Here is a 25,582-nt window from a genome sequence, read left to right on the forward strand (position 1 = left end):
TACCCGACGTCATCGCGAGCAAGCTCGCTCCTACAGGGGTACGTATTTCAACTGTAGGAGCGAGCTTGCTCGCGATGGCGGCCTCAAAGCCAAACAGCATCCCAGAGAGGATAATCCTCAACTCGCTTCACCACCCCTGCTCTTAACGGGTTAGCAATGATGTAGCGAGCGGCCTTCAGTAAATCTCCGTCGTACCGAATGGCCCGATCGTGATAGCCCTTCTGCCAAAGCTGTTCGCTACATCCCCTCGCACGATTCACCGCAATCGCACTACGAGACTTTGTACCTTGCATCAGTCTCTGCAATGTTCCTGCCTGAAGCTCGATCAACCAGTGAAAGTGGTCGGGCATTACGACCCAGGCCAAAGACCTGACCAGCCCCTGCTCGTGAGCCCATCGGAATTCTTTGACTACTATTCGGCCCAGCCTCCAGTCCGAGAAAACAGGCTGTCGATTTTGAACCACTGATGTAAGTAGATAAATTCGGCCAGTCTCGGAATATCGTCCCGCCCGCGCTTGCTCACTACGATGCAAATCTGGCAATCCATTGCCCTCTGTTCAGATCATCAACACGTTAGTCATTCAGCCCTGATACCGCCCGGTTCAAGTGCTGCCGAATGTATCGGCCCAGGCATTCATCCATAAATCCCCCCCTCAACATTCCTTCTCCCCTTTACAGGTGTAGAATCGACGCTATTCATCGCCAGTCATCCCCGGCGGGTTTATGAGCTCAGGCCGAGCGTACGGTGATCCCGTAGTGTTTCGGTTTCCCTCGCAGCATTCGGTCACTGCCGTTTGCCGGTGAAGACACCAGAAGCTCACTCCCTCTCTATTTACCTGATTAGCCGCCAGGAGTGCTCCATGCCTGATTACCGCTCGAAAACGTCCACCCACGGTCGCAACATGGCCGGCGCTCGTGCCTTGTGGCGCGCCACCGGGATGAAGGACGCGGATTTCAAAAAGCCGATTATTGCCGTTGCCAACTCGTTCACCCAGTTCGTACCGGGCCACGTGCACCTCAAAGACATGGGCCAACTGGTTGCTCGTGAAATCGAGCGTGCCGGTGGGGTCGCGAAAGAGTTCAATACCATCGCGGTGGATGACGGCATCGCCATGGGTCACGACGGCATGCTGTATTCCCTGCCGAGCCGCGAGATCATCGCCGACTCCGTGGAGTACATGGTCAACGCCCACTGCGCCGACGCCATCGTCTGCATCTCCAACTGCGACAAGATCACCCCTGGCATGCTGATGGCCGCACTGCGCCTGAACATCCCGGTGATTTTCGTTTCCGGTGGGCCGATGGAAGCCGGCAAGACCAAACTGGCAGCCCACGGCCTGGACCTGGTGGATGCCATGGTGATCGCCGCTGACGATACCGCCAGCGATGAAAAAGTAGCTGAGTACGAGCGTAGCGCCTGTCCGACCTGCGGTTCGTGCTCCGGTATGTTCACCGCCAACTCGATGAACTGCCTGACTGAAGCCCTGGGCCTGGCATTGCCGGGCAATGGTTCTGCACTGGCGACCCACAGCGACCGCGAGCAACTGTTCCTGCAGGCTGGCCGCACCATCGTCGACCTGTGCCGCCAGTACTACATCGAAAACAACGAAGCCGTGCTGCCGCGCAACATCGCCAACTTCAAGGCCTTCGAAAACGCCATGACGCTGGACATCGCCATGGGCGGCTCGACCAACACCATCCTGCACCTGCTGGCTGCCGCTCAAGAGGCCGAAATCGATTTCGACCTGCGTGACATCGACCGGCTGTCCCGCGAAGTGCCGCAACTGTGCAAAGTCGCGCCTAACATCCAGAAGTACCACATGGAAGACGTGCACCGTGCGGGCGGGATCTTCAGCATCCTCGGCGAACTGGCGCGTGGCGGTCTGCTGCACACCGATCTGCCGACCGTGCACAGCGCGACCATGGCCGAAGGCATCGCCAAATGGGACATCACCCAGACTGACGACGAGGCCGTGCACACTTTCTTCAAAGCAGGCCCCGCTGGCATCCCGACGCAAACGGCGTTCAGCCAGTCGACCCGCTGGGAAACTCTGGATGACGATCGCGAGAACGGCTGCATCCGCAGTGTCGAGCACGCCTATTCGCAACAGGGCGGCCTGGCCGTGCTGTACGGCAACATCGCGCTGGATGGCTGCGTGGTCAAAACCGCAGGCGTAGACGAGTCGATCCACGTGTTCGAAGGCAACGCGAAGATCTTCGAAAGCCAGGACAGCGCGGTACGCGGCATCCTTGCTGATGAAGTCAAAGCTGGCGACATCGTGATCATCCGTTACGAAGGTCCGAAAGGCGGCCCTGGCATGCAGGAAATGCTCTATCCGACTTCGTACCTGAAATCCAAAGGCTTGGGCAAAGACTGCGCCCTGCTGACGGACGGCCGCTTCTCAGGTGGTACTTCGGGCTTGTCCATTGGGCATGCTTCGCCAGAAGCTGCCGCCGGCGGTGCGATTGGTCTGGTGCGCGACGGCGACAAAGTGCTGATCGACATCCCTAATCGCTCGATCAACCTGTTGATCGACGACGCGGAAATGGCCGAGCGCCGTGCAGAGCAGGACAAAAAAGGCTGGAAGCCTGTTGAAGCGCGCCCACGCAAAGTGACCACCGCGCTCAAGGCCTACGCCCTGCTGGCCACCAGCGCCGACAAAGGCGCTGTGCGCGACAAGGCGTTGCTGGACAAGCTGGTGCCTTAAGCTTTTCGGCGAACACAAAAAACCCGGCAGCGATGCCGGGTTTTTTGTTGCTCTCGCAAGGCAATGACCTGCGGGGCATTCTATGTTTGCTTGCCTGCCGACGTGGGACCGGCTTTAGCCGGGAAAGCAGTACTTCTAACGACCCATTTTCAGGGACTGTAACCGCCTCTTCCCGGCTAAAGCCGGTCCCACGTCAGATTACGGACAAACATAGAATTTCCCACAAAGGTCACGTCATTCGGTTATTTACTGAATCTCATCCGGCTTGACGATCACCCAGTTCTTGTCCGCCGTCACCGGCAAGCCTTCTTTGGCCTGGGCTTCGGCGTTGCTTTTGATCATGCCGTTCAGCTGGGTCATGTATTTGTCTTTGCGGTTGATCCACAAATGCACGCCGCCTTTGCTGACGTCCACACCGTGAAACAACATGTAGCCATCACTGGTTGGCGTATCGCCACCGACCAGAACCGGTTTTTTCCACTGATCGATGTAGGTCAGAATCGCCGCATGCTTGCCTGCCATCCAGGTAGCCGGAGTCCACAGGTACGGCGTCAGCTCAAGGCCGAGGTTGGCCTTCTCGTCATACTTGCCGGCCGTGATTTGTTTGCGCGCGGTGGTCAGCTCGCCGGTTTTCTGATCCTTGAGCAGCATGCTTACGCCAATGACATTCTGCGGTTTGACGTTGTACCCATACTTCGGATCAGCCGCGACCATGCGCACCAGTTCTTCGGAAGCCGCGGTCATCACATAGACCTCAATGCCGTTTTCCATCAGTTTGTTGAACAGCTCTTTCTGCCCGGTGAAGATCCGAGGCGGTTCTACATCAAGCTTCTTGACCACATCCCCATCGAAATAGGTGGCCGGAACCGGCTTGCCTGAAGCCATCAGCTCATCGACGTAGCCTTTGAGTTCCTTGAGGGTGAAACCGGAGAACACCTGCGCCACCCACGGGTAGCAGACCATGTCGTCGACTTCGCACAAGCGATAGTAGTAACTGAACAGGCTTTCTTTGTGCTCAGCCGTGTCTTTGAACGGCATCAGCTTCAGGGAGGGGTCGAGTTTTTCCCGAGTGATCAGGCCTTTGTTTTCCATGTACGGCAGCAGCGACTCTTCGAGGTCGAAGCGGTAGCTGGTGTTGTCCATGTCGAAAACCGCGTAGTTACCCTTGTTGGCATTGGCGGTGATCATGGCGTCGAGGGCCTTGGCGGCAGGCTCAGGCCAGTGTTTCAGCTCGGTGGCCGCGTAAGCCTGACCGGCCATACCCAGGCAGAATGCAGCGGCAAGCAATCCTGACGCGAACTTCATAGTGGTGTCCCTCCGAAAATAAGAGGTCCGACCGTAACAAATTGCTGTGACTGATTGGAGATGTCAGCGACTGCCCGTGTTCAGAAGGCGTCATGGCAACAACAATTCGCGACAGGGATCGTCGATTGCGACATTTGTTGCAGCCATTACCAGATGTCGTGGGACCGGCTTTAGCCGGGAAGGGGCAACCCCTGACAGAAATAGACATTGGATGTACGGGCCCCCTCCCGGCTGAAGCCGGTCCCACGTCGCCTACCGGCGCTGCCAAACCTCAAAGGTATAGGCTGGCTTATCATCCAGAGCAGGATATTTATCTTCAGAAATTAATAACCAATCTGCCAGATCAAACTCCGGAAACCAGGCATCGCCCTCAGGGCTCAACGCAACGCGGGTAAGGTACAAACGATCGGCCTGCGCCAGCCCTTGGGCATACAGCTGAGCGCCGCCAATCAGCATTACTTCGGATACTCCCTGCTCACGTGCCCAGTCTTCAGCACGTGCCACGGCAGATTCCAGGGAAGTGAACACTTCGGCACCGTCCAGTTGCAGATCCGCTTGCCGGGTCACCACCAGGTTCAGGCGGCCTGGCAGCGGTCGGCCCAGCGAATCCCAGGTCTTGCGGCCCATGATGATCGGCTTGCCAAGGGTCGTCGCCTTGAAATATTTGAAATCCCCCGGCAAATGCCAGGGCATGGAATTGTCGACGCCAATCACTCGGTTCTCACCAAGGGCGGCAATCAGGCTGAGGGGGAGGTGTTTTTTCATGGCGCGAGAATAACAGACGCCGACACGGAATTCGTACCGGGCTTATTGCTCGAATAGAGGGCGCAGAGGTTATGCTCACCCACTGATTCAATCAACGAGACACCGTGTGACTGCTCTGACTCCCCTCGACACCCTGTGGCTGACCGAAGCCGTGCGCCTGCGCGAAGAACAGGCTGGCCCACTGGAAGACCTTGAAGCCAACCGCCGCGCCAAAGCCGATGCTGGCGATCTCTCAAGCCGCATCAAAAGCCGCGCCCTGTGGCTGGCCGAACGCGACGGCATGCTCGGCGCCCTGCGGCACTGGAAACAAGGGGCCCGCCTGGCGCTGATTGCCTTGGCGATATTTTCGGTCATCAGTGGCGCAGGCCTGGCATTTGCCGCCCTTGGTGACGGCCAGACTCCGGTCAATGTGTTCTGGGCGCTGGGCAGCCTGTTGGGGCTGAACCTTATTCTGCTGATCAGCTGGGCATTGAGCTTTAGCGTTTCCGGGCAAAGCACTGCGAGCCTGGGTCGTATCTGGCTCTGGCTCAGCGAAAAGCTTGCCCGCGATGCCCAAGCGGCGCAGATCGCCCCCGCCTTGCTTGTCCTGTTGCAGCGCCAACGCCTGAATCGCTGGGCGTTGGGTGCACTGATCCATAGCCTGTGGCTGCTGGCGCTGGTCAGCGCGCTGGTGCTGTTGCTGTTGCTGATGGCCACGCGGCGCTACGGCTTCATCTGGGAAACCACAATTCTGGGCAGCGACACCTTCGTCAGCCTGACGCAGACCTTGGGCTCACTCCCGGGGTTGCTGGGCTTCAGCGTGCCGAGTGAGGCCATGATCCGCGCCAGTGGCGACAGCGCCCTGCTTGTGGAAACAGGTCGTCAGGCATGGGCGGCATGGCTGGTGGGTGTGCTTCTGGTGTACGGCATTGCGCCACGTCTGATCCTCGCGCTGATCTGCCTATGGCGTTGGCGAAAGGGTCGGGATGCGCTGAGCCTAGATCTGACCCTGCCCGGCTACAACCAATTGCGTGAACGCCTGATGCCCAGCAGCGAGCGACTTGGGGTCAGTGATGCTGCACCCGAGCAACTGCATCAAGTACTTCCCAATAGCGGCGCGCAAAACAGCAATGGCGCGCTGCTGGTGGCGATCGAACTGGACGATGAGCAGCCTTGGCCGCCCAAGTTGCCAGAGACAGTGGCCGACGCAGGCATTCTCGACAGCCGCGAATCGCGCCTTAAATTGCTGGACCAACTGACCCGCTTCCCGCCTGCGCGCTTACTGATTGCCTGTGATCCGCGGCGCTCTCCAGATCGGGGCAGCCTCGCGTTAATTGCCGAGCTGGCCCGTTGCGCAGGCTCGACGCGCATCTGGCTGTTACCCGCACCGGCAGGGCAGCATCTGGACGCAGAGCGTGTCGGTGACTGGCAAACCGCACTGCATCAGCTGGAGTTACCCGGCAGCGAACAACCGCCACTGAACTGGCTGGAGACCGGTGATGACTGACTCGCACGACATCCGCGCCCTGAAACTGGCAGTGGTCGGCCACACGAACGTTGGCAAAACCTCGTTGCTGCGCACCCTGACTCGGGATGTCGGTTTCGGTGAGGTCTCCCATCGCCCCAGCACCACGCGTCACGTGGAAGGCGCACGGCTCTCGGTGGATGGCGTGGCGCTCCTCGAACTGTACGACACGCCTGGCCTGGAAGATGCCATTGCGCTGCTGGATTATCTGGAACGTCTGGATCGCCCCGGCGAGCGCTTGGATGGGCCGGCGCGGCTGGCACGCTTCCTCGACAGCAGCGAAGCTCGGCAGCGCTTTGAACAGGAAGCCAAAGTGTTGCGCCAACTACTCGCATCGGATGCCGGCCTCTATGTAATCGACGCCCGGGAACCGGTGCTCGCCAAATACCGGGATGAGCTGTCGATCCTTGCCAGTTGCGGTAAGCCACTGCTGCCAGTGCTGAATTTCGTCAGCAGCGCCGAGCATCGCGAACCGGCGTGGCGCGAAGCGCTGGCGCGACTGGGTCTGCATGCGCTGGTTCGCTTCGACAGCGTCGCCCCACCGGAAGATGGTGAGCGCCGCTTGTATGAAAGCCTGGCTCTGTTACTGGAAAACTCCCGAGGTCAACTTGAGCGCTTGATCCTTGATCAGGAAGTCCAGCGCCAAGCGCGCCTGCAAAGCGCCGCTCGCCTGATCGCCCAATTGCTGATCGACTGCGCCGCCTGCCGACGCAGTGTTTCTACCGAGGCCGGGCAGGAGCAACAGGCTATCGATGAGCTGCGCAAAGCCGTGCGTCAGCGAGAGCAACGCTGTGTTGAAGAGTTGCTCAAGCTGTATGCCTTCCGTGTCCAGGATGCGGCAGCCAGCGATCTACCGTTGCTGGATGGGCGCTGGGGTGACGATTTGTTCAACCCGGAAACCCTCAAGCAGCTTGGCGTGCGAGTCGGTGGCGGCATCGCTGCCGGAGCGGCGGCGGGCGCTGGTGTAGACCTGCTGGTCGGTGGCATCACCCTCGGCGCCGCCGCGCTGGTCGGCGCCATCGCCGGTGGAGCTTTGCAGACTGCGCGCAGCTACGGTGGAAGGTTGATGGGTAAATTCAAAGGCCAACGGGAGCTGACCGTTGATGATGCCGTTCTGCGCCTGCTTGCGCTGCGCCAGCGCCATTTGCTCCAGGCTCTCGGCGCACGGGGCCATGCGGCGATGGAGAGCATCCAGCTCACCACCCCGCAAGATAAAACCTGGCGCGAAGGCAAACTCCCCGAAGCCCTGCACAAGGCCCGCGCCCATCCGCAGTGGTCATCGCTCAATCCGGGGGCGAAACTCAATCAGCCGGAGCGGCAGGAGCAGATAGAAGAGTTGGCGCGAGTTATATTCGAATCGTGATCTGCTCCCACAAGCAATCTCCTCCCAGATCCATGTCCACCAGTCGCATTGGTAATTTTTGATTACTCGATTTCCCCGGACACCGGTATCATCGCGCGCCCGATACACCCGGAACCGTATTCCCCATGAAACCGACCTTGATCGCCGCCGCAGAACTCGACCGTATCGATACCTGGGCCAAATACTCCAGCCATATGTGCGGGGGCTGTGTCTCCAGCTGCTGCACGCTGCCTGTTGAAGTGAAGATCAAGGATCTGATTCGCATCGGCATCGTTGATGATTTCGAACGCGGCGAGCCGGCCAAGAACATCGCCAAGCGTTTGCAGAAAGAAGGCATCGTCGAACGCTATAACCAGAAGTCAGAGATCTTCACGTTGCAGCGCATGAGCAACAACGACTGCCTATATCTGGACCGTAAAAGCCGCATGTGCACCATTTACGACAAGCGTCCGGATACCTGCCGCAACCATCCCAAGATCGGCCCGCGCCCAGGCTACTGCGCTTATAAGCCCAAGGATGTCGTGCGTCAGGCCACCGGGACCCTGAAAAACAACACCAGCGTGCCGTTTCCGAAGTTTTGATGTGGGACCGGCTTTAGCCGGGAAGAGGCCGGTACATCCAAAGCATAAGTTTTCAGGCATGCCGCCTTCCCGGCTAAAGCCGGCCCCACAACTAGTCTTGCCTCACCCATCACCACACAAACAAAAACGCCCCCGATCTTGCGATCGGGGGCGTTTTGTTTTTAGCAGACTAACTGATTAATCAGTTGCCTTTCTTGGCAGCGCGGGTGCGCTCGCTTTCGCCAAGGATTTTCTTACGCAGGCGAATCGACTTTGGAGTCACTTCGCACAATTCGTCTTCTTGAACGAATTCCAGCGCTTGTTCCAGGGTGAAACGGATAGGCGGAACCAGAGCGATGGTTTCGTCTTTACCGGAAGCACGCATGTTGTCGAGCTTCTTGCCCTTGGTTGGGTTTACACCCAGGTCGTTGTCGCGGCTGTTGATGCCGACGATCTGACCTTCGTACACGTCTTCACCGTGGCCCAGGAACAGCTTGCCACGTGCCTGCAGAGTTTCCAGGGAGTAGGTCAGCGCCTTGCCGGTAGCAACCGAAACCAGAACGCCGTTCTGACGGCCGGACATGTCGCCGGACTTCATCACGTCGTAACGGTCGAAGATCGAGGTCAGGATGCCAGCACCGGAAGTCAGAGTCAGGAACTCGTTACGGAAACCGATCAAGCCACGAGCCGGGATGTTGTACTCAAGGCGAACACGGCCTTTGCCATCCGGAACCATGTTGGTCAGGTCGCCTTTACGGTTACCCATCTGCTCCATGATTGCGCCTTGCGACTCTTCAGGCAGGTCGATGGTGACGTTTTCGTACGGTTCGTGTTTCACGCCGTCTACCAGACGGATGATCACTTCCGGACGACCAACGCCCATTTCGAAGCCTTCGCGACGCATGGTTTCGATCAGAACCGAGAGGTGCAGCTCACCACGGCCGGAAACCTTGAACTTGTCAGCGGTGTCGCCTTCTTCAACGCGCAGAGCAACGTTGAACAGCAGCTCTTTGTCCAGACGTTCCTTGATGTTACGGCTGGTGACGAACTTGCCTTCTTTACCGCAGAAAGGCGAGTCGTTTACCTGGAAGGTCATGGAAACGGTTGGTTCGTCAACGGTCAGCGGCTTCATCGCTTCGACGTTCAGTGGGTCGCACAGAGTGTCGGAGATGAACAGCTGGTCGAAGCCGCTGATGCAGACGATGTCGCCGGCAGCTGCTTCTTCAACGTCGATACGGTGCAGACCGTGGTGACCCATCAGCTTCAGGATACGGCCGTTACGCTTCTTGCCGTCGATGTCGATGGCAACAACCGGAGTGTTTGGCTTGACCTTACCGCGAGCGATACGACCAACACCGATGACGCCCAGGAAGCTGTTGTAGTCCAGTGCCGAGATTTGCATCTGGAACGGACCGTCACGGTCAACCTGTGGAGCCGGAACGTGGTCGACAATTGCCTGGTACAGCGGGGTCATGTCTTCGGCCATTTCGGCGTGGTCCAGACCGGCAATACCGTTCAGCGCAGAGGCGTAAACGACTTTGAAGTCCAGTTGTTCTTCGGTAGCACCCAGGTTGTCGAACAGGTCGAAGATCTGATCCAGAACCCAGTCCGGACGCGCGCCTGGACGGTCAACCTTGTTGATGACCACGATTGGACGCAGGCCGGCTTCGAAAGCCTTCTTGGTCACGAAACGGGTTTGCGGCATAGGGCCGTCTTGAGCGTCAACCAGCAGCAGCACGGAGTCAACCATCGACATTACGCGCTCAACTTCACCGCCGAAGTCGGCGTGGCCCGGGGTATCCACGATGTTGATGTGGTAGCCGTTCCAGTTGATGGCGGTGTTTTTCGCCAGAATGGTAATACCGCGCTCTTTCTCCTGGTCGTTGGAGTCCATCACGCGCTCGTCGTTGAGCTCGCCGCGTTCCAGAGTGCCGGATTGACGCAAGAGTTTGTCTACCAGGGTGGTTTTACCATGGTCAACGTGAGCAATGATGGCGATGTTGCGTAGATTTTCGATCACTTGTGTATCTCGATCAGAGGATTCGGTCAGCTGGATACTTCTATACAGCTATTTATAACGTCAGAGTCGGCCAAAAGCCGTTACGGCTAGACGACTGGCGTCGGGGGGCCGGTGACGCAAGCCACAGGCAAACAGCCCCGGGCACTTAGCTCGGTCTATAAACGCGCACATTGGCATACCCCTCACTGAGCAAATGGTGAGCATGCAGGCGACTCATGACGCCTTTGTCGCAATACAACAGGTACTGGCGCGTGTTATCCAGTTCCTTGAAGCGGCTGTTCAGTGCATAGAACGGCAACGCCTGTATTTCTATGCCAGGCAGTATCAGCGGTTGATCTTCCTGAGCATCCGGGTGACGGATGTCGATGATGACCTGCCCGGCCAATGCCTGACTGACTTCTTCTATCTCGACACTGCGACTCAGATCGTCGATAACCCGATCAATCGATACCAGCTTGGCATTTTCGAGCGCTCGCTCAAGAACTGCCATGTCGAACTGCTGCTCTTCGTACTCAACGCGATTACGCTTGGCGTTGGTTTTCGGGTTGATCGAAATCACCCCGCAATACTCAGGCATGTGCTTGGCGAAATCGGCAGTGCCGATTTCCACCGCCTGATCGACGATGTCCTGCTTGTGGCTGGTGATCAGCGGACGCAAAACCAGTTTGTCGGTCGCGCTGTCGATCAGCGAAAGGTTGGGCAGCGTCTGACTGGCAACCTGAGAAATCGCTTCGCCGGTTACCAGCACATCGATTTCTAGACGATCAGCGATAGAGGATGCAGCGCGCAACATCATACGCTTCAAAACTACACCCATATGACTGTTATCGACTTTCTGCAGAATTTCTCCGAGAACTTCCTCGAAAGGCACGCTGACAAACAGCACTCGCTGGGAACTGCCGTACTTCTTCCAGATGAAATGCGCGACTTCCATCACGCCCAACTCATGGGCACGACCGCCCAGATTAAAGAAGCAGAAATGCGCCATAAGCCCACGGCGCATGACCTGATAGGCCGCCACCGTCGAATCGAAACCGCCGGACATCAACACCAGGGTCTGTTCGAGGGCGCCCAGCGGATAACCGCCGATGCTGTTGTGCTGGCTGTGAATCACGAATAACCGTTTGTCGCGAATTTCCATCCGCACCACGATTTGCGGCTTTTTCAGCTCGATACCGGCCGCACCACACTGCTGACGCAACTGACTGCCGACGTATTTTTCGACATCCATGGAGCTGAAGGTGTGCTTGCCTGCCCGTTTGCAGCGCACTGAAAACATCTTGCCCGGCAGCAGATCACCGTAGTGCAGCTTGCACTTGGCAACGATGTCGTCCATGTCACCCAGCGGATACTCGGCCACTTGCAGGAAATTGGAGATGCCCGGCATGCAGCTCAGGCGCTCGGTCATTTCCTGCAGGATCTTCGGATCAGTCAGCCGGGTCTGCACCTCGAGGTTGTCCCACACACCATCCACCACCAGTGCCGGGTCCAGATCGCGGAGCACGGTACGGATGTTCTTGCCCAGCTGACGGATGAACTGCTTGCGCACCGGCGGGCTTTTGATAGTGATCTCGGGGAAGACTTTTACGATTAGTTTCATGAAAACAGCGCGCGAGGTGCCAGCCGAAAAAGAGGGGGCGGGATTATAGCGGAAATTGTTCAAGGTTTAACCAGTTATCGTGCAACCAATCATCGACGCACCAAAAAAGGTCTCGCGCACCATGATGAGCATCATTAAGGTGCGTGATTATTTTGAAAACTGGCTTAAATGCTCTTTTTTGCTAAGGTTTGGGGCAATAAATCCATCTCGGGGCACTGGCATGCAATTTGCTCCCTTGTGAGGCAGGTTGCCTTGGCAGAGTATTCGCGCCGGCATCACCCAAATTCTAAGGGCCTAAAACATAAAACGGCCCGAAGCCACCCGGAGGACACCATGTCGAAGTCGGTTCAACTCATCAAAGATCATGACGTAAAGTGGATTGATCTGCGCTTCACGGACACAAAAGGTACTCAGCACCACGTGACCATGCCGGCTCGCGATGCGCTGGATGACGATTTCTTCGAAATCGGCAAAATGTTCGACGGCTCCTCCATCTCCGGCTGGAAAGGCATCGAAGCTTCCGACATGATCCTGATGCCGGACGACGCAACAGCCGTTCTCGATCCGTTCACCGAAGAGCCAACCCTGATCCTGGTTTGCGACATCATCGAACCTTCGACCATGCAAGGCTACGATCGCGACCCACGCGCTATCGCTCACCGCGCTGAGGAATACCTGAAGTCCACCGGCATCGGTGACACTGTATTCGTAGGCCCGGAACCAGAATTCTTCATCTTCGACGAAGTGAAGTTCAAGTCCGACATCTCCGGCTCCATGTTCAAGATCTTCTCCGAACAAGGTTCGTGGATGTCTGACCAGGACGTAGAAGGCGGCAACAAAGGCCACCGTCCAGGCGTGAAAGGCGGCTACTTCCCGGTTCCTCCGTTCGACCACGACCACGAAATCCGTACCTCCATGTGTAATGCCATGGAAGAAATGGGTCTGGTCATTGAAGTTCACCACCACGAAGTGGCGACTGCTGGCCAGAACGAAATCGGTGTGAAGTTCAACACCCTGGTCAAGAAAGCTGACGAAGTTCAAACCCTGAAATACTGCGTACACAACGTAGCTGACGCATACGGCCGCACCGCGACCTTCATGCCTAAGCCTCTGTACGGCGATAACGGTTCGGGTATGCACGTTCACATGTCCATCTCCAAAGATGGCAAGAACACCTTCGCAGGCGAAGGCTATGCCGGTCTGTCTGACACCGCTCTGTTCTTCATCGGCGGCATCATCAAGCACGGTAAGGCCCTGAACGGCTTCACCAACCCGTCGACCAACTCCTACAAGCGTCTGGTCCCAGGCTTCGAAGCTCCGGTAATGCTGGCCTACTCGGCTCGTAACCGTTCCGCTTCGATCCGTATTCCTTACGTGTCGAGCCCTAAAGCCCGCCGTATCGAAGCTCGCTTCCCGGATCCAGCAGCTAACCCGTACCTGGGCTTCGCTGCACTGTTGATGGCTGGCCTGGACGGCATCCAGAACAAGATCCACCCTGGCGACGCAGCTGACAAAAACCTGTATGACCTGCCGCCTGAAGAGGCTAAAGAGATCCCACAAGTTTGCGGCAGCCTGAAAGAAGCCCTGGAAGAGCTGGACAAAGGTCGTGCGTTCCTGACCAAAGGCGGCGTTTTCAGCGACGACTTCATCGACGCTTACATCGCCCTGAAAAGCGAAGAAGAAATCAAAGTACGTACCTTCGTACACCCACTGGAATACGAGCTGTACTACAGCTGCTAATCCAGTCGCGTCATCCATGACGCGCTAAAAAAGGCCTCCTTCGGGAGGTCTTTTTTGTGGGCGGGATTTAATCGCCTATACATATGTACTACCCGGCTGCGCAGCATCGGGAGCATGATCTGGAAGCAATCCCTGTAGGAGCTCACGAGCAACGCGAGGCAGCGATGAGGCCATGCCTGACACACCGCAAGCGCTGCCTCGCGTTGCTCGTGAGCTCCAACAGTCACCAACTGGGGTAATAAAACGAGATCAACCATGCCAAATCTCCCACGACTGACCGCCCTGATTGCAACACTCGCCATCAATGCTGGCTGCGCCGACGCAACCATGAATCCACCCGCCCCACCTCAACTAGCCCCACTCCTCACAACCATGAGCGAACGCCTGAAGGTCGCCGATCAGGTCGCGCTGACCAAATGGGACAGCGGCAAGCCTATTCAGGACAGCCCTCGCGAAGCGCAGGTGATCGCTGCGGCCGCAAAGCTTGCGCCCACTTACAAGCTCGATGTTGAAGAGGTCAGCCAATTCCTGGCGGCGCAGATAGAAGCCAACAAACTGGTGCAGTACGGCTTATTGGCAAAATGGAGCGAAGCAGGCAGCGCGCCCGCCACAGCCCGTCCGGATCTGGTTCGGCAAATCCGACCGCAACTGGATCAATTACAAATCCGTCTGCTGCAAAATTACGCCGCATTCGCGCCCTATCGCCAGGATCCGCAATGCCCGAGCTGGCTCAACCAGCAGCGCCGAACGCTATCCTCGGATGCCCTTCACGATCTGGCACTGATTCGCGCAGCAGGCGAGTTGTGTGTGATCCGCAAATGAAACCTGAGCATCCCAACTGATGTGTTCTATGCTGCGCAACACCGCCAGCCGCTTTATCGCTACCGGAGTCTGCATGCTTCAACGTCTCACCTGCCTGCTGCTGATCATGCTCGCGCTTCCTGCCGCAGCGCAGATTTATCGCTATACCGACGCCAACGGCAATACCGCGTTCAGCAACCAGCCGCCTGATGGGGTCAAGGCTAAGGTTGTCGAATTGCCTCCGCTGAACAGCGTCGATTCGCAGAAACTGCCAAGCCAGAACGCGCCCGCCCCAAGCCCTCCCTCTCCAGTCCCGCTGAAAGAAGTTGCCTATGAGAAGCTCGAGCTGACGGACCTGCCCGACGGTGGGGCACTTCGCGCCAATAACGGGACGTTCACTATAGGCGTCGCCATTCAGCCGCGCCTCGCACCTGGGCATCAGCTGCAACTGCTGGTCGATGGCAATCAATATGGGCAGCCGGGCAACGTTCCTCGCTTGCAAGTCGTCAATCTGGATCGAGGCGAGCATAGCTTCGCTGTCGTGGTACTGGATAACGGCCGCATCATCCAGCAAAGTCCGACCATCACTCTTACCGTGCAGCGAGTCCATGTCGGCAAACCGTAGTTCCACCTTCGTTCGCAGCGCTCTGTTGTGCCTGCTGATGTCACTGTCGATCCCGGTAATGGCGGACGTGTACACCTACATCGACGCTGAAGGTAATCGGGTTTTCACTGACCAGCCGCACAAGAACGCCAAGCGGGTGGACATTCAGCCCAGCAACAGCACCACCGGGACGCCGCCAAAACGAACGGTGCAAAGCAGCCCGGCCAAAGCCAAATACAAACCTTTGTTTCGCTATCAGCTCCTCAGAGTGCTGGTACCCGAGCCGGACGCCACAGTGCGCAGCACACCCGGCGACATGATCGTGACCGTCACCAGCGATCCAGCATTGCAACCTGGCCACAACTATCAGCTGCTGGTAGACGGTGCGCCGACGGCTGAGCCAGGGCGCAGCCCTGTATTCCCGCTGAAGAACATCGACCGAGGAACTCATCAACTGTCAGTGGTGGTCCTGGACGAAAACGGCAAGGTGCTCGAGAGGACACCCAACCAGCCCTTCCACATGCAGCGCATCTCGCTGGCACAGAAACGCGTTGCCAACCCCTGTCAGTTGCTTGAGTACGGCGTGCGTCCGGAGTGTCCGCTCAAAGACAAACCGGAAGAAAAATCCAGCTTCCTGCCTTTCTTCTGACGCAAGGGCACGCCACTGCCAACCAGGCGCTATATTGGTGCAAGATATTGCGGCGCGGCCGAGCCAGCATCCCATTTTGGTTCGAGATTGTCTGAAACTGATGAACCAATGCGACGCACCGACCGAAAAAAGCCCGGTTTTGCAGATTAAACGCTTCTTTTCGGAGCCTTGGTTTGGTTTTTGCAACTTGGCATTAACAGCCCTTTATCTGCGCGGGATACAACTGTATCCGTGGCGTTACCAAAGCTGGGTAAGACCAACCAGCGCCTGCGATCCAAGGCTCGCCTGGGTCTGCAATGTGCCAAAAGAGGTCAACGACTTTAATGACTATCAGTGACGCGCTGCACCGTTTGTTACTCGACAACCTCACCACTGCCACGATTCTGCTCAACGCCGATTTGCGTCTTGAGTACATGAACCCCGCTGCGGAAATGCTGCTGGCCATCAGCGGCCAGCGCAGCCATGGGCAATTCATCAGCGAGCTGTTCACTGAATCCGCTGAAGCACTGAGCTCGTTGCGTCAGGCGGTGGAACAGGCTCATCCGTTTACCAAGCGTGAAGCCATGCTCACGGCCCTGACCGGCCAGACGCTCACGGTGGATTACGCCGTGACGCCAATCCTCAGCCAAGGCCAAACCATGCTTCTGCTTGAGGTTCATCCTCGTGACCGCCTGCTGCGCATCACCAAGGAAGAGGCTCAGTTGTCGAAACAGGAAACCACCAAAATGCTGGTGCGTGGCCTGGCTCACGAAATAAAGAATCCATTGGGTGGCATCCGCGGCGCAGCGCAATTGCTGGCCCGCGAGCTGCCTGAAGAAAGCCTGAAGGACTACACCAACGTCATCATCGAGGAAGCTGACCGCCTGCGTAACCTGGTGGATCGGATGCTCGGCTCCAACAAGCTTCCTTCCCTGGCCATGACTAACGTGCACGAAGTGCTTGAACGGGTTTGCAGTCTGGTCGAGGCTGAAAGTCAGGGCTGCATCACTTTGGTGCGCGATTACGACCCAAGCATTCCCGACGTATTGATCGACCGCGAACAAATGATTCAGGCGGTGCTCAACATTGTGCGCAACGCGATGCAGGCCATCAGCAGCCAGAACGAGTTGCGCCTGGGTCGTATCAGCCTGCGCACACGCGCCATGCGTCAGTTCACCATCGGCCACGTCCGTCACCGACTGGTCAGCAAAATCGAAATCATCGACAACGGCCCAGGTATTCCAGCCGAACTTCAGGAAACCATTTTCTACCCCATGGTCAGCGGCCGCCCGGACGGTACTGGGCTTGGCCTTGCGATTACGCAGAACATAATTAGTCAGCATCAGGGACTGATCGAGTGTGACAGCCATCCCGGCCACACCACGTTTTCGATCTTCCTGCCGCTGGAACAAGGAGCAGCTTCGACATGAGCCGTAGTGAAACTGTCTGGATTGTAGATGACGACCGTTCCATCCGCTGGGTGCTGGAAAAGGCCTTGCAGCAGGAAGGCATGACCACGCAAAGCTTCGACAGCGCCGACGGCGTGATGAGCCGCCTGGCCCGTCAGCAGCCGGACGTGATCATCTCCGACATCCGCATGCCGGGCGCCAGTGGTCTGGACCTGTTGGCACGCATTCGCGAGCAACATCCGCGTCTGCCGGTCATCATCATGACCGCTCACTCAGATCTGGACAGCGCCGTAGCCTCCTATCAAGGCGGCGCTTTTGAATACTTGCCAAAACCGTTCGACGTCGATGAAGCCGTTTCCCTGGTCAAACGCGCCAACCAGCATGCCCAGGAACAGCAAGGCATGGACGTTGCGCCAACCTTGACCCGCACTCCGGAAATCATTGGCGAAGCGCCAGCAATGCAGGAAGTGTTTCGCGCCATCGGCCGCCTGAGCCACTCCAACATCACCGTACTCATCAATGGTGAGTCGGGTACCGGTAAAGAACTGGTCGCCCACGCCCTGCATCGCCACAGCCCGCGTTCGGCTTCGCCGTTCATTGCGCTGAACATGGCCGCCATTCCGAAAGACCTGATGGAATCAGAACTGTTCGGCCACGAAAAAGGCGCGTTCACCGGCGCGGCTAACTTGCGTCGCGGTCGCTTTGAACAGGCTGACGGCGGGACATTGTTCCTCGACGAAATCGGCGATATGCCTGCCGACACCCAGACCCGCTTGCTGCGCGTGCTGGCTGACGGCGAGTTCTACCGCGTTGGCGGTCACACGCCGGTCAAGGTCGACGTACGAATCATCGCCGCGACTCACCAGAATCTGGAAACTCTGGTGCAAGCGGGCAAATTCCGCGAAGACTTGTTCCACCGCCTGAATGTGATCCGCATCCACATCCCGCGGATGTCTGATCGCCGCGAAGATATTCCGACCCTGGCCAAACACTTCCTCAGCCGTGCCGCTCAGGAGTTGGCAGTAGAGCCAAAACTGCTCAAGCCGGAAACCGAGGAATACCTCAAGCATCTGCCTTGGCCGGGTAACGTGCGTCAGCTGGAAAACACCTGCCGCTGGATCACCGTCATGGCCTCGGGCCGTGAAGTGCACATCAGCGACTTGCCGCCTGAACTGCTGAGCCTGCCACAAGACGCCGCGCCCGTGACCAACTGGGAGCAGGCCTTGCGTCAATGGGCCGATCAGGCGTTGGCACGCGGTCAGTCCAGCCTGCTGGACAGCGCCGTACCAACCTTCGAACGCATCATGATCGAAACCGCACTCAAGCATACCGCTGGCCGCCGTCGCGACGCCGCCGTATTGCTGGGTTGGGGCCGCAACACCTTGACTCGCAAGATCAAGGAATTGGGCATGAAGATCGATGGTGGTGACGATGATGAGGGTGATGAAGGCTGATTAAAGCCTTCGCACCAAAAAGCCCGGGGTTGCTCACGCAGCCTCGGGCTTTTTATTGGATCAAAGGACGCTATCCCGGCTAAAGCTGCTCCTACGGTCTCTGTGTGGCACCGTCGTAGGAGCGGCTTCAGCCGCGAGCCACTCTCTAACGCACCAAATGCAAAAACTGCATATGGCGTTCGTACTGATCAAGGATGTCGTTGATCACTTGTTCCTTGGTGTACCCCACCAGGTCGTAATCCTGGCTGCCTTCGCTCAAGTGAACCTCGGCGCGGTAGTAACGACGATTGTTCAGCTGCTTGGAACCCATGCCCCCTCGGGCAAACGATGGCGTGAAGAAGCCTTTCATCATCACCTGATAAATGAACGGTCGCTCTTCGCCATGGCCGATTTCCAGGCTGACGCTGTCATTGGCCGGATCGGGCTGGGTGACAACATTCAGGCCTTTCTCGGCAAACACTGCGGTTACATCCTCAATGGCCGGTCGAACCGTCTGCTCCAGGAAGCGATAAACCTCGTCTCGCGACGGGTAATGCACAGCCTGACTCAAGCGCTGACGCCAACCGCCACGTCGCGCACCGGAAGCAGGAGCCAGCGAGTACAGCTGCGCGATCTGGCGCTGGGACTCCATGAAGAACGCTTTATGCAGCCCCCACATCATCAACAGCAGAATCAGAGAGAACGGCAGTGAAGTCAGCACCACCGCCGATTTCAGCGCATCGATACTCCCGGAAAACAGCAGGCCACTGGTAATCAGCGCCGTCGCCACACCCCAGAAAACTCGCAGCCACTTCGGACCATCTTCATCAGGGTTCCCGCCTCTGGCCGACAGCGTCGAAAGCACGACAGTGCCCGAGTCTGCCGAAGTCACAAAGAACACGAAGCTGATGAACACCGTCACGCCAATGACCGTTTTGCTCCACGGATAGGTTTCCAGCAGCAAATACAGTGTGCGCGAAGGATCATCGATAGCCGATTGGCCCAGCGCGACCATCCCGTGATTGAGCACTTGATCGATGGCGCTGTTGCCGAAAATCGACATCCAGGCCAGGGTGAAACCCAGCGGAATCAGCAACACACCAAAGACGAATTCACGAATGGTCCGACCACGGGAAATCCGCGCAATGAACAGCCCCACGAACGGCGACCAGGCAATCCACCAGGCCCAGTAAAACACTGTCCAGCCACCCAGCCAGTCGTTTGGCTTGTCGTAGGCGTAGACATCAAAACTCTTGGTGGGCAGCGCGCCCAGATAATCACCGATGTTCTGCACCAGCGTGTTGAGCAGATGCTGCGTCGGGCCGGCGAACAACACGAACAGCAGCAGCGCACACGCCAGCAGCATGTTGATGTCCGACATGACGCGCACGCCCTTATCGACACCGGCAATGGCCACCAGAATCGCCGCGCCCATCATCAGCGTGATCAGGCCGACCTGAATCCATTGGGTATGCGGCATGCCGAACAGGTAATCCAGCCCGGAATTGAGGTGCAACACCCCAAACCCCATGTCGGCACCCAGCCCGAAAATCGTCGCAATGATGCCGAAGCCGTCTACCGCATAACCGATCGGCCCGTTAATGCGTTTGCCAATCAGTGGATACAGCGCCGAACGCAAAGCCAGCGGCAAATTATGCCGATACGCAAAGTAGGCCAACGCCATGCCGACAAAAGCAAAAACGCCCCAGCCGTGCAGGCCCCAATGCAGAAACAGCAACTGCATCGCCTGCCGCGCCGACTCGGTTGTGCCGCCTTCGCCCTGAGGCGGTGCGAGCATATGAGTCAGCGGTTCAGAGACGCAGAAGAAGAACAGCGTGATGCTGATCCCGGCGGCAAACAGCATCCCAGCCCAGGACAGATAACTGAATTCGGGCTCGTCGTGGTCGGCACCGAGCTTGATCTTGCCGTAGCCAGACAAGGCGGTGACCACCACGAAGACCAGATAAATCGTCATGGCCAGCATGTAATACCAGCCGACCGTATTGGCCGCCCAGTTCTGCGCCGCCAACAACCATTGGCCAGAGGCTTCGGGGAAGGCAATGACCACCAAACCGAACAACAAAATAAACGTCGCCGCGAAATAAAAAACCGGCGGATTCATGCGGACCAAACCGCTAGCGGGGGCAGATGCACTCATGAAACACGCACCTCCGACTCCGAGGAAAAGACAGCAACAAACGGGTTAAGCAAGGGTAAGCCTCCTGATATGAGCGGGCAGCGAACCACCGGTTTTAATTGAACGAGCGTTCAATTAAAACATGGAAGCGCCCGCGAGGCCTAATCGCGGGCCAGTGGGTGCTGGCTCAAGTGAGGTTATGACGGGTGTTTCACGGGGATCGTTCCCGCCTGTCAGTGCGATAAAACCATGTCGAGTGACCGAAGCGGCGAGCCCGATTTTTGACTGTTTTTTTAGGCGCAGTGCGCACTCATTTGCTCCACGCAATTGCGGCGAAAACATCTAGAGAGGTTTCCTTCACCCTCCAGAGAATTGCCCTACATAGCCATCCGAAATTTTCGTTTAGCGTTCGTTTTCTCGCGAGACAACCAGTCCTGCGGATGCCGAAGCCAACGAATCAGGATGATAGAAATGAGCACTGCCTTTCCAACGTCGTATACCAACGAAGTCTCGCAGGAATTCCTTCGCACTCTGGATGCTTCACCTTTCACGGATCAGCAAGTGGCCGAGTTCGATGAAGAGGCCGCCCTCTGCGTCCAGCAACAAAAGGCCCACTGTGATGCCCATCCACCTATCGCGATTTACCGACTGGCAACTGAAGGCAGCCAAACCCGCGACGGCGGTGTGATCCAGCATGCGACGTCAGAAATGGTGATCGAGTTAAGTGACGGCCAACAGGCGCGCGTTGCGCAGAAAGGCGATTACGCCGTTTACCCCGATGGCAAGACTGTGCAGATCGTGACAGGAGCAGGCCACGAAAACAGCGATACCGCATTGGTGGGCAGCCTGCTGAGTAACGGCGATCAGATCATCAACACCCCACAAGACTTAGTGCTGTTCGTACAACGTGACGGCGTGCCCAGTGCAGCGGACTTCCTGCCAGCTGTGGAGGGTTAATCCATGGCGACAGGACATTTCATTCGCCAAGGCGACCGGACCCACTGCGGCGGCCAAGTCATGGCCGGGGATGGACGCACCACCATGGCCGGCATGCCTCATGCGCGTGAAGGAGACCCAGTAAGCTGCGGTAAGGACGGCAAGATCTACAAGATCTGGGGTGGCATCGGCACCATCACTAGCAATGGCAAGCGCCCGGCAGGGACTTTGGATAGTTTCAGCACCTGCCCGTGCAACGCTCAGTTCATCCCGTCGATGAAACATACCTACGTAAAAGCGGATAAACCTGCGCCACAAGCTCAAAAGGCCTCCGCTCAAACAGTGAGCGAATCAAATACCAGGTCCGCAGCAACCCCTCGGGCGTCTGATCCAATACCCCCTGTCGTCGTCAGCTCAAAGCTCTGCAACCACCCCGACCGAATGGAAGAGCTCGCCAACTACATTGCCGACGAGATGAACCGCAATATCAATCACCCTTCAGTGCTGGAAATGAAGGAACTGAACAGCTACGACCCGGTGGCCGAAACTCGGGAATATATGGCGCTGCCATTTTATAAACGGCTGGGTAGCCAACCTGACTTTCACTCTTTCGCTCTTGCCAAACAAGCTAGGGCGTTTGCATTATGGACTGAGCGGGTTGGGCAGAATCGGCCTTGGGATCACAAGCCGATCATTAATAGAAAATTCAACGGAGTACGACATAAGCAAGGTCAGCATACGTACTTCTATGATATTTGGTCTAATATCCATTACGGTTATGTTGGAACTGCTGCTGGCTTTTCGGAAAACCTATTATTGGATGGCGCGGCCTTGAGCAAATCGGCTCGGATAGCTGGAGAAAATTGAACAACTGGAACGAGAAGCCGGGCCCCCGGCGCTCCAACGGAGTTGAGGGTTTACGCGCGTGGGATGATGCCCCTGACCGTTTATCAATATCAATAGGGATAAGGCTTTATCAGCAATACTCCGATGGCAACCTAACTCCTGCGCTAATTATGCACCTTGTACTTTCCACACCCCTGACAGATTGGGGCGAAGCAGTCGAGTTACATGACTGCTATAAAAAACAGCCAGGACATTCAATATGAAGACATTCGGCAAGTTATTTATCGCCATGGCTTCAATATTTTTTGTTTGGTATTTTGCTACACCCAAAGCGACCCTGCACTACCCGGAAGATGGGGAAGATGAAATTTTTTACCGCTGGAATACCCACGACAGAATTTACCGTGGCACCCTGTACTCAGGTATGAAATCGATAGAGCCAGGGGAGCTTTTTCCCGAGGAGGATTTTTTCATGGTCGTAGAATGGTGGAGAAATCGAGTCTATTGGGGATGCGCAAAAGTTAGCCCTAAGTGGTATGGCACAGACTTGTACTTAAGTAAGAATGGTGACCTAGATATCAGCCCAGAAGGCCCGACAGACGTGGACAGAGTCATGCTATGCACTCGCCCTTCCGATACCGACGTCGCTTGCAGGCCGTGCTAAACCGTCATTGGAAAAAGTGGGACCAAGCTCCTTCGTCTAACCGGTCCCACTCATTAACCCAACATATTTCCGCCCTACTTCTGCCCCCCATCATCCTGCTGCAACAAATTCGCCTGGGTCAGATTGCACCCAGCCGGCACGCTGCGGGTTAGCCAGACGTTGCCGCCGATGGTGGAGCCCTTGCCGATGGTGATGCGGCCGAGGATGGTTGCGCCGGCGTAGATGACCACGTCGTCTTCGACGATGGGGTGGCGGGCGTGGCCTTTTTGCAGTTGGCCGTCTTCGTCTGCCGGGAAGCGCTTCGCGCCCAGGGTTACGGCCTGGTAGATGCGTACTCGCTCGCCGATGATCGCCGTCTCGCCGATGACGACACCTGTGCCGTGATCGATGAAGAAACTGCGGCCGATTTGCGCACCGGGATGAATATCGATGCCGGTGGCGGAGTGGGCGATTTCCGAGCTGATCCGCGCCAGCAGCGGCAAGCCAGCACGATATAAATGATGGGCGATGCGATGGTGGATCACCGCGAGGATCCCCGGATAGCAGAGCAGCACTTCATCAACGCTGCGGGCGGCCGGATCGCCGTGGTAAGCGGCCAACACGTCGGTATCAAGCAGGGTGCGCATGGCGGGCAGAGCTCGGGCGAAGTCCTGTATCAGGTCCAGGGCCTTTTTATCCAAGGTGTCGACGGCTTCCGAATGCTGGTGAGCTACGTAACGAAGCTCCAGACGAGCCTGAGCCAACAGGGCATTGAGGGCTACGTCGAGGGTGTGGCCGACGTAGAAATCCTCGCTCTCTTCGCGCAGATCCACCGGCCCAAGACGCATGGGGAACAAGGCACCGCAGAGGGCTTCAAGGATGTCGCGCATCGCAGCCCGGGAAGGCAGCTCCCTACCGCCATGCTCGCCACTGACGCGCTTGTTGCGGGTCCGCCAGTCATCACGGGCGGCACGCAACTCGCTGACAATCTGCTGCAACTGCCAGTGACTGGAACGGCCTTCGGCGGGTACCTCTGGGATATCGCTCACGCTGACTTCTCCTCGGTTTGGGTGACGGCCTGCAATAGTGGCTTAGCGCAACTCCGCGGGACCGGCTTCAGCCGGGAAGGCAGCATTTCAGACGAATCAATGCAGCGACCGGACCGGCCTCTTCCCGGCTAAAGCCGGTCCCACGAAAATCTGGCGTAGCGAAGCTTGCAGGCAAACATAGATTTTTTTTACAGGGTTAGATAGCTGCTGAAATTCACGCTGGCCGCAAATGCGGCCACTCTACGGAAAATCTGATGTGGGAAAAAATAACTAATTGGGCAGGCCTTCTGCTCTGATGGCATAAGCCGCAAGAAGTTGCCCTGTAGGAAACGTCTGCCTATAGTCGAACGACTCTCTATAGGCTCACCTCTGATGATGATCAAACAAAAGCTCGCCGAATTTAATCGTCTACAGCTACTCGGCGGCCCTACTGCCTTGGAAAAGCTGGAGCGGCTGTCGCTCTGGGCTGGCCGCGACATCTATATCAAGCGCGATGACACCACGACCCTGGCGCTGGGTGGCAATAAAGTCCGCAAGCTTGAATACCTCGCTGCCGATGCACTGGCTCAGGGCGCAGATACGCTGATTACCGCCGGGGCAATTCAGTCCAACCATGTGCGCCAGACGGCTGCCATCGCCGCGCGCCTGGGGCTTGGCTGCGTGGCGTTGCTGGAAAACCCCATTGCGACCGAAGACACCAACTACCTGAATAACGGTAACCGTCTGCTGCTGGAGCTGTTCGACGCCAAAGTCGAGCTGGTTGAAAACCTCGATAACGCCGACGAGCAGCTTCACGCCTTGGCTGCGCGCCTGAGAAACAGCGGCAAGAATCCGTATGTAGTGCCCATCGGCGGCTCAAATGCGCTGGGTGCGCTGGGTTATGTGCGGGCGGGTTTTGAGCTGGCTGAGCAAATCAAGCAGACCGGCCTGGAATTCGCCGCAGTCGTGCTGGCCTCTGGCAGCGCTGGTACTCACAGTGGGCTCGCGCTGGCACTGGCGGAGTCATTGCCGAATTTGCCGGTCGTTGGCGTTACGGTATCGCGTCCTGAAGAAACCCAACTGCCGAAAGTCCAGGGCCTGGCTGAACGCACGGCTGAACTGATGGGCGTTGCGCTGCCGGAGGCTTTCAAAGTTGAGCTGTGGGACGAGTATTTCGGCCCGCGATACGGTGAACCAAACGCGGGGACGTTATCGGCGATCAAGCTGGTTGCCAGCCATGAAGGCATCCTGCTGGACCCTGTTTACACGGGTAAGGCCATGGCCGGCTTACTGGATGGCATCGGCCGCCAGCGCTTCGATGAAGGCCCGTTGATCTTCCTCCACACCGGAGGAGCGCCAGCGCTGTTTGCTTACCCGGGTGTGTTTGCGTAACAGCCGATCAGTATCCTGGCTCGCGGGAATGCAAGCGCCTATGGGAGATTCTGTGTTTGCTCGCAAGCGGATGTGACGTGGGACCGGCTTTAGCCGGGAAGGCGCCATTTCAGAGGATAAATATCGGATGGACGTACTGGCCTCTTCCCGGCTACCGCTC

Annotated in this window: 22 protein-coding genes; 15 read left to right on the plus strand and 7 right to left on the minus strand. The window is 57.4% G+C overall.

Annotated features, from left to right (window positions below):
• Nucleotides 1–83 precede the first annotated feature (83 nt).
• Entirely contained in the window at nt 84–542 is a 459-nt protein-coding gene (locus IV01_RS07665) for an REP-associated tyrosine transposase (RefSeq protein WP_032630116.1), read from the minus strand.
• 318 nt (nt 543–860) lie between these two features.
• Between IV01_RS07665 and ilvD the strand changes: the two genes are divergently transcribed.
• Nucleotides 861–2,708 carry a dihydroxy-acid dehydratase gene (gene ilvD / locus IV01_RS07660; RefSeq protein WP_032630117.1) on the plus strand — a complete coding sequence of 616 codons (1,848 nt, stop codon included), beginning with the start codon at nt 861–863 and terminating at the stop codon, nt 2,706–2,708.
• 246 nt (nt 2,709–2,954) lie between these two features.
• Here ilvD and IV01_RS07655 read toward each other — a convergent pair whose 3' ends face one another.
• Together IV01_RS07655 and IV01_RS07650 are read right to left on the minus strand one after the other, a co-directional pair.
• Entirely contained in the window at nt 2,955–4,013 is a 1,059-nt protein-coding gene (locus IV01_RS07655) for a phosphorylcholine phosphatase (protein ID WP_032630118.1), read from the minus strand.
• 252 nt (nt 4,014–4,265) lie between these two features.
• Nucleotides 4,266–4,778, minus strand: a complete 513-nt coding sequence (locus tag IV01_RS07650; protein WP_032630119.1) for a dihydrofolate reductase — start codon at nt 4,776–4,778, stop codon at nt 4,266–4,268.
• Between the two features lie 106 nt (nt 4,779–4,884).
• Between IV01_RS07650 and IV01_RS07645 the strand changes: the two genes are divergently transcribed.
• From IV01_RS07645 to IV01_RS07635, 3 genes are all read left to right on the plus strand, one after another.
• Nucleotides 4,885–6,264: a DUF2868 domain-containing protein gene (locus IV01_RS07645; protein ID WP_032630120.1), complete on the plus strand. Its 1,380-nt coding sequence runs from the start codon at nt 4,885–4,887 to the stop codon at nt 6,262–6,264.
• Complete coding sequence (locus tag IV01_RS07640) at nt 6,257–7,645, plus strand: DUF3482 domain-containing protein (protein WP_032630121.1); 1,389 nt, start codon at nt 6,257–6,259, stop codon at nt 7,643–7,645. The genes IV01_RS07645 and IV01_RS07640 overlap by 8 nt, the downstream gene beginning before the upstream one ends.
• 125 nt (nt 7,646–7,770) lie before the next feature.
• Nucleotides 7,771–8,226: a YkgJ family cysteine cluster protein gene (locus IV01_RS07635; protein ID WP_032630122.1), complete on the plus strand. Its 456-nt coding sequence runs from the start codon at nt 7,771–7,773 to the stop codon at nt 8,224–8,226.
• 181 nt (nt 8,227–8,407) lie between these two features.
• Here IV01_RS07635 and typA read toward each other — a convergent pair whose 3' ends face one another.
• The gene (gene typA / locus IV01_RS07630; RefSeq protein ID WP_032630123.1) at nt 8,408–10,225 is read right to left on the minus strand and encodes a translational GTPase TypA; all 1,818 of its coding nucleotides are present in this window, start codon (nt 10,223–10,225) and stop codon (nt 8,408–8,410) included.
• A 145-nt stretch (nt 10,226–10,370) separates the two neighbouring features.
• Nucleotides 10,371–11,825 carry a tRNA uracil 4-sulfurtransferase ThiI gene (gene thiI, locus IV01_RS07625; protein ID WP_032630124.1) on the minus strand — a complete coding sequence of 485 codons (1,455 nt, stop codon included), beginning with the start codon at nt 11,823–11,825 and terminating at the stop codon, nt 10,371–10,373.
• A gap of 333 nt (nt 11,826–12,158) precedes the next feature.
• Here thiI and glnA point away from each other — a divergent pair, with 333 nt between their 5' ends.
• The 7 genes from glnA to ntrC all read left to right on the plus strand — a co-directional run bounded on the left by glnA (nt 12,159) and on the right by ntrC (nt 18,461).
• Nucleotides 12,159–13,565 carry a glutamate--ammonia ligase gene (gene glnA / locus IV01_RS07620; RefSeq protein WP_032630125.1) on the plus strand — a complete coding sequence of 469 codons (1,407 nt, stop codon included), beginning with the start codon at nt 12,159–12,161 and terminating at the stop codon, nt 13,563–13,565.
• Between the two features lie 255 nt (nt 13,566–13,820).
• Nucleotides 13,821–14,387 carry a chorismate mutase gene (locus IV01_RS07610; protein WP_032630127.1) on the plus strand — a complete coding sequence of 189 codons (567 nt, stop codon included), beginning with the start codon at nt 13,821–13,823 and terminating at the stop codon, nt 14,385–14,387.
• Between the two features lie 73 nt (nt 14,388–14,460).
• Nucleotides 14,461–14,991: a DUF4124 domain-containing protein gene (locus IV01_RS07605; RefSeq protein ID WP_080290358.1), complete on the plus strand. Its 531-nt coding sequence runs from the start codon at nt 14,461–14,463 to the stop codon at nt 14,989–14,991.
• Nucleotides 14,975–15,619: a DUF4124 domain-containing protein gene (locus IV01_RS07600; protein WP_032630129.1), complete on the plus strand. Its 645-nt coding sequence runs from the start codon at nt 14,975–14,977 to the stop codon at nt 15,617–15,619. Before IV01_RS07605 ends, IV01_RS07600 begins: the two co-directional genes overlap by 17 nt.
• Nucleotides 15,620–15,656: 37 nt before the next feature.
• The gene (locus IV01_RS26715; RefSeq protein ID WP_154232251.1) at nt 15,657–15,956 is read left to right on the plus strand and encodes a hypothetical protein; all 300 of its coding nucleotides are present in this window, start codon (nt 15,657–15,659) and stop codon (nt 15,954–15,956) included.
• Complete coding sequence (gene glnL / locus IV01_RS07595; RefSeq protein ID WP_032630130.1) at nt 15,943–17,028, plus strand: nitrogen regulation protein NR(II); 1,086 nt, start codon at nt 15,943–15,945, stop codon at nt 17,026–17,028. The genes IV01_RS26715 and glnL overlap by 14 nt, the downstream gene beginning before the upstream one ends.
• A complete protein-coding gene (gene ntrC, locus IV01_RS07590; RefSeq protein ID WP_032630131.1) occupies nt 17,025–18,461 on the plus strand; it encodes a nitrogen regulation protein NR(I) in 1,437 nt (478 codons plus the stop codon). The genes glnL and ntrC overlap by 4 nt, the downstream gene beginning before the upstream one ends.
• A gap of 145 nt (nt 18,462–18,606) precedes the next feature.
• Here ntrC and betT read toward each other — a convergent pair whose 3' ends face one another.
• Nucleotides 18,607–20,562 carry a choline transporter BetT gene (gene betT, locus IV01_RS07585; RefSeq protein WP_195758805.1) on the minus strand — a complete coding sequence of 652 codons (1,956 nt, stop codon included), beginning with the start codon at nt 20,560–20,562 and terminating at the stop codon, nt 18,607–18,609.
• A 486-nt stretch (nt 20,563–21,048) separates the two neighbouring features.
• Here betT and IV01_RS07580 point away from each other — a divergent pair, with 486 nt between their 5' ends.
• The 3 genes from IV01_RS07580 (at nt 21,049) to IV01_RS0125335 (ending at nt 23,023) form a co-directional block, all read left to right on the plus strand.
• Nucleotides 21,049–21,534, plus strand: a complete 486-nt coding sequence (locus IV01_RS07580; RefSeq protein ID WP_032630133.1) for a hypothetical protein — start codon at nt 21,049–21,051, stop codon at nt 21,532–21,534.
• A gap of 3 nt (nt 21,535–21,537) precedes the next feature.
• Nucleotides 21,538–22,380: a polymorphic toxin type 44 domain-containing protein gene (locus tag IV01_RS27530; protein WP_050507810.1), complete on the plus strand. Its 843-nt coding sequence runs from the start codon at nt 21,538–21,540 to the stop codon at nt 22,378–22,380.
• 238 nt (nt 22,381–22,618) lie between these two features.
• Nucleotides 22,619–23,023 carry a hypothetical protein gene (locus tag IV01_RS0125335; protein ID WP_032630134.1) on the plus strand — a complete coding sequence of 135 codons (405 nt, stop codon included), beginning with the start codon at nt 22,619–22,621 and terminating at the stop codon, nt 23,021–23,023.
• 74 nt (nt 23,024–23,097) lie between these two features.
• Here IV01_RS0125335 and epsC read toward each other — a convergent pair whose 3' ends face one another.
• Nucleotides 23,098–24,051 (minus strand): serine O-acetyltransferase EpsC, encoded by a 954-nt coding sequence (gene epsC / locus IV01_RS07575; protein ID WP_032630135.1) that lies wholly within the window; start codon nt 24,049–24,051, stop codon nt 23,098–23,100.
• 375 nt (nt 24,052–24,426) lie between these two features.
• Between epsC and IV01_RS07570 the strand changes: the two genes are divergently transcribed.
• On the plus strand, nt 24,427–25,422 hold the full coding sequence (locus tag IV01_RS07570; RefSeq protein ID WP_032630138.1) for a D-cysteine desulfhydrase: 996 nt from the start codon (nt 24,427–24,429) through the stop codon (nt 25,420–25,422).
• Nucleotides 25,423–25,582: the final 160 nt, after the last annotated feature.

This window comes from Pseudomonas syringae (genome assembly GCF_000737245.1).
Taxonomy (GTDB): Bacteria; Pseudomonadota; Gammaproteobacteria; order Pseudomonadales; family Pseudomonadaceae; genus Aquipseudomonas; species Aquipseudomonas syringae_J.

Excerpts from the sequence above, each read along its gene's own strand:
- ilvD (WP_032630117.1), top strand. The coding sequence starts at position 861 with ATGCCTGATTACCGCTCGAAAACGTCCACCCACGGTCGCAACATGGCC.
- IV01_RS07655 (WP_032630118.1), bottom strand. The coding sequence starts at position 4,013 with ATGAAGTTCGCGTCAGGATTGCTTGCCGCTGCATTCTGCCTGGGTATG.
- IV01_RS07650 (WP_032630119.1), bottom strand. The coding sequence starts at position 4,778 with ATGAAAAAACACCTCCCCCTCAGCCTGATTGCCGCCCTTGGTGAGAAC.
- IV01_RS07640 (WP_032630121.1), top strand. The coding sequence starts at position 6,257 with ATGACTGACTCGCACGACATCCGCGCCCTGAAACTGGCAGTGGTCGGC.
- IV01_RS07635 (WP_032630122.1), top strand. The coding sequence starts at position 7,771 with ATGAAACCGACCTTGATCGCCGCCGCAGAACTCGACCGTATCGATACC.
- thiI (WP_032630124.1), bottom strand. The coding sequence starts at position 11,825 with ATGAAACTAATCGTAAAAGTCTTCCCCGAGATCACTATCAAAAGCCCG.
- glnA (WP_032630125.1), top strand. The coding sequence starts at position 12,159 with ATGTCGAAGTCGGTTCAACTCATCAAAGATCATGACGTAAAGTGGATT.
- IV01_RS07610 (WP_032630127.1), top strand. The coding sequence starts at position 13,821 with ATGCCAAATCTCCCACGACTGACCGCCCTGATTGCAACACTCGCCATC.
- IV01_RS07605 (WP_080290358.1), top strand. The coding sequence starts at position 14,461 with ATGCTTCAACGTCTCACCTGCCTGCTGCTGATCATGCTCGCGCTTCCT.
- IV01_RS07600 (WP_032630129.1), top strand. The coding sequence starts at position 14,975 with ATGTCGGCAAACCGTAGTTCCACCTTCGTTCGCAGCGCTCTGTTGTGC.
- glnL (WP_032630130.1), top strand. The coding sequence starts at position 15,943 with ATGACTATCAGTGACGCGCTGCACCGTTTGTTACTCGACAACCTCACC.
- ntrC (WP_032630131.1), top strand. The coding sequence starts at position 17,025 with ATGAGCCGTAGTGAAACTGTCTGGATTGTAGATGACGACCGTTCCATC.
- betT (WP_195758805.1), bottom strand. The coding sequence starts at position 20,562 with ATGAATCCGCCGGTTTTTTATTTCGCGGCGACGTTTATTTTGTTGTTC.
- IV01_RS07580 (WP_032630133.1), top strand. The coding sequence starts at position 21,049 with ATGAGCACTGCCTTTCCAACGTCGTATACCAACGAAGTCTCGCAGGAA.
- IV01_RS27530 (WP_050507810.1), top strand. The coding sequence starts at position 21,538 with ATGGCGACAGGACATTTCATTCGCCAAGGCGACCGGACCCACTGCGGC.
- IV01_RS0125335 (WP_032630134.1), top strand. The coding sequence starts at position 22,619 with ATGAAGACATTCGGCAAGTTATTTATCGCCATGGCTTCAATATTTTTT.
- IV01_RS07570 (WP_032630138.1), top strand. The coding sequence starts at position 24,427 with ATGATCAAACAAAAGCTCGCCGAATTTAATCGTCTACAGCTACTCGGC.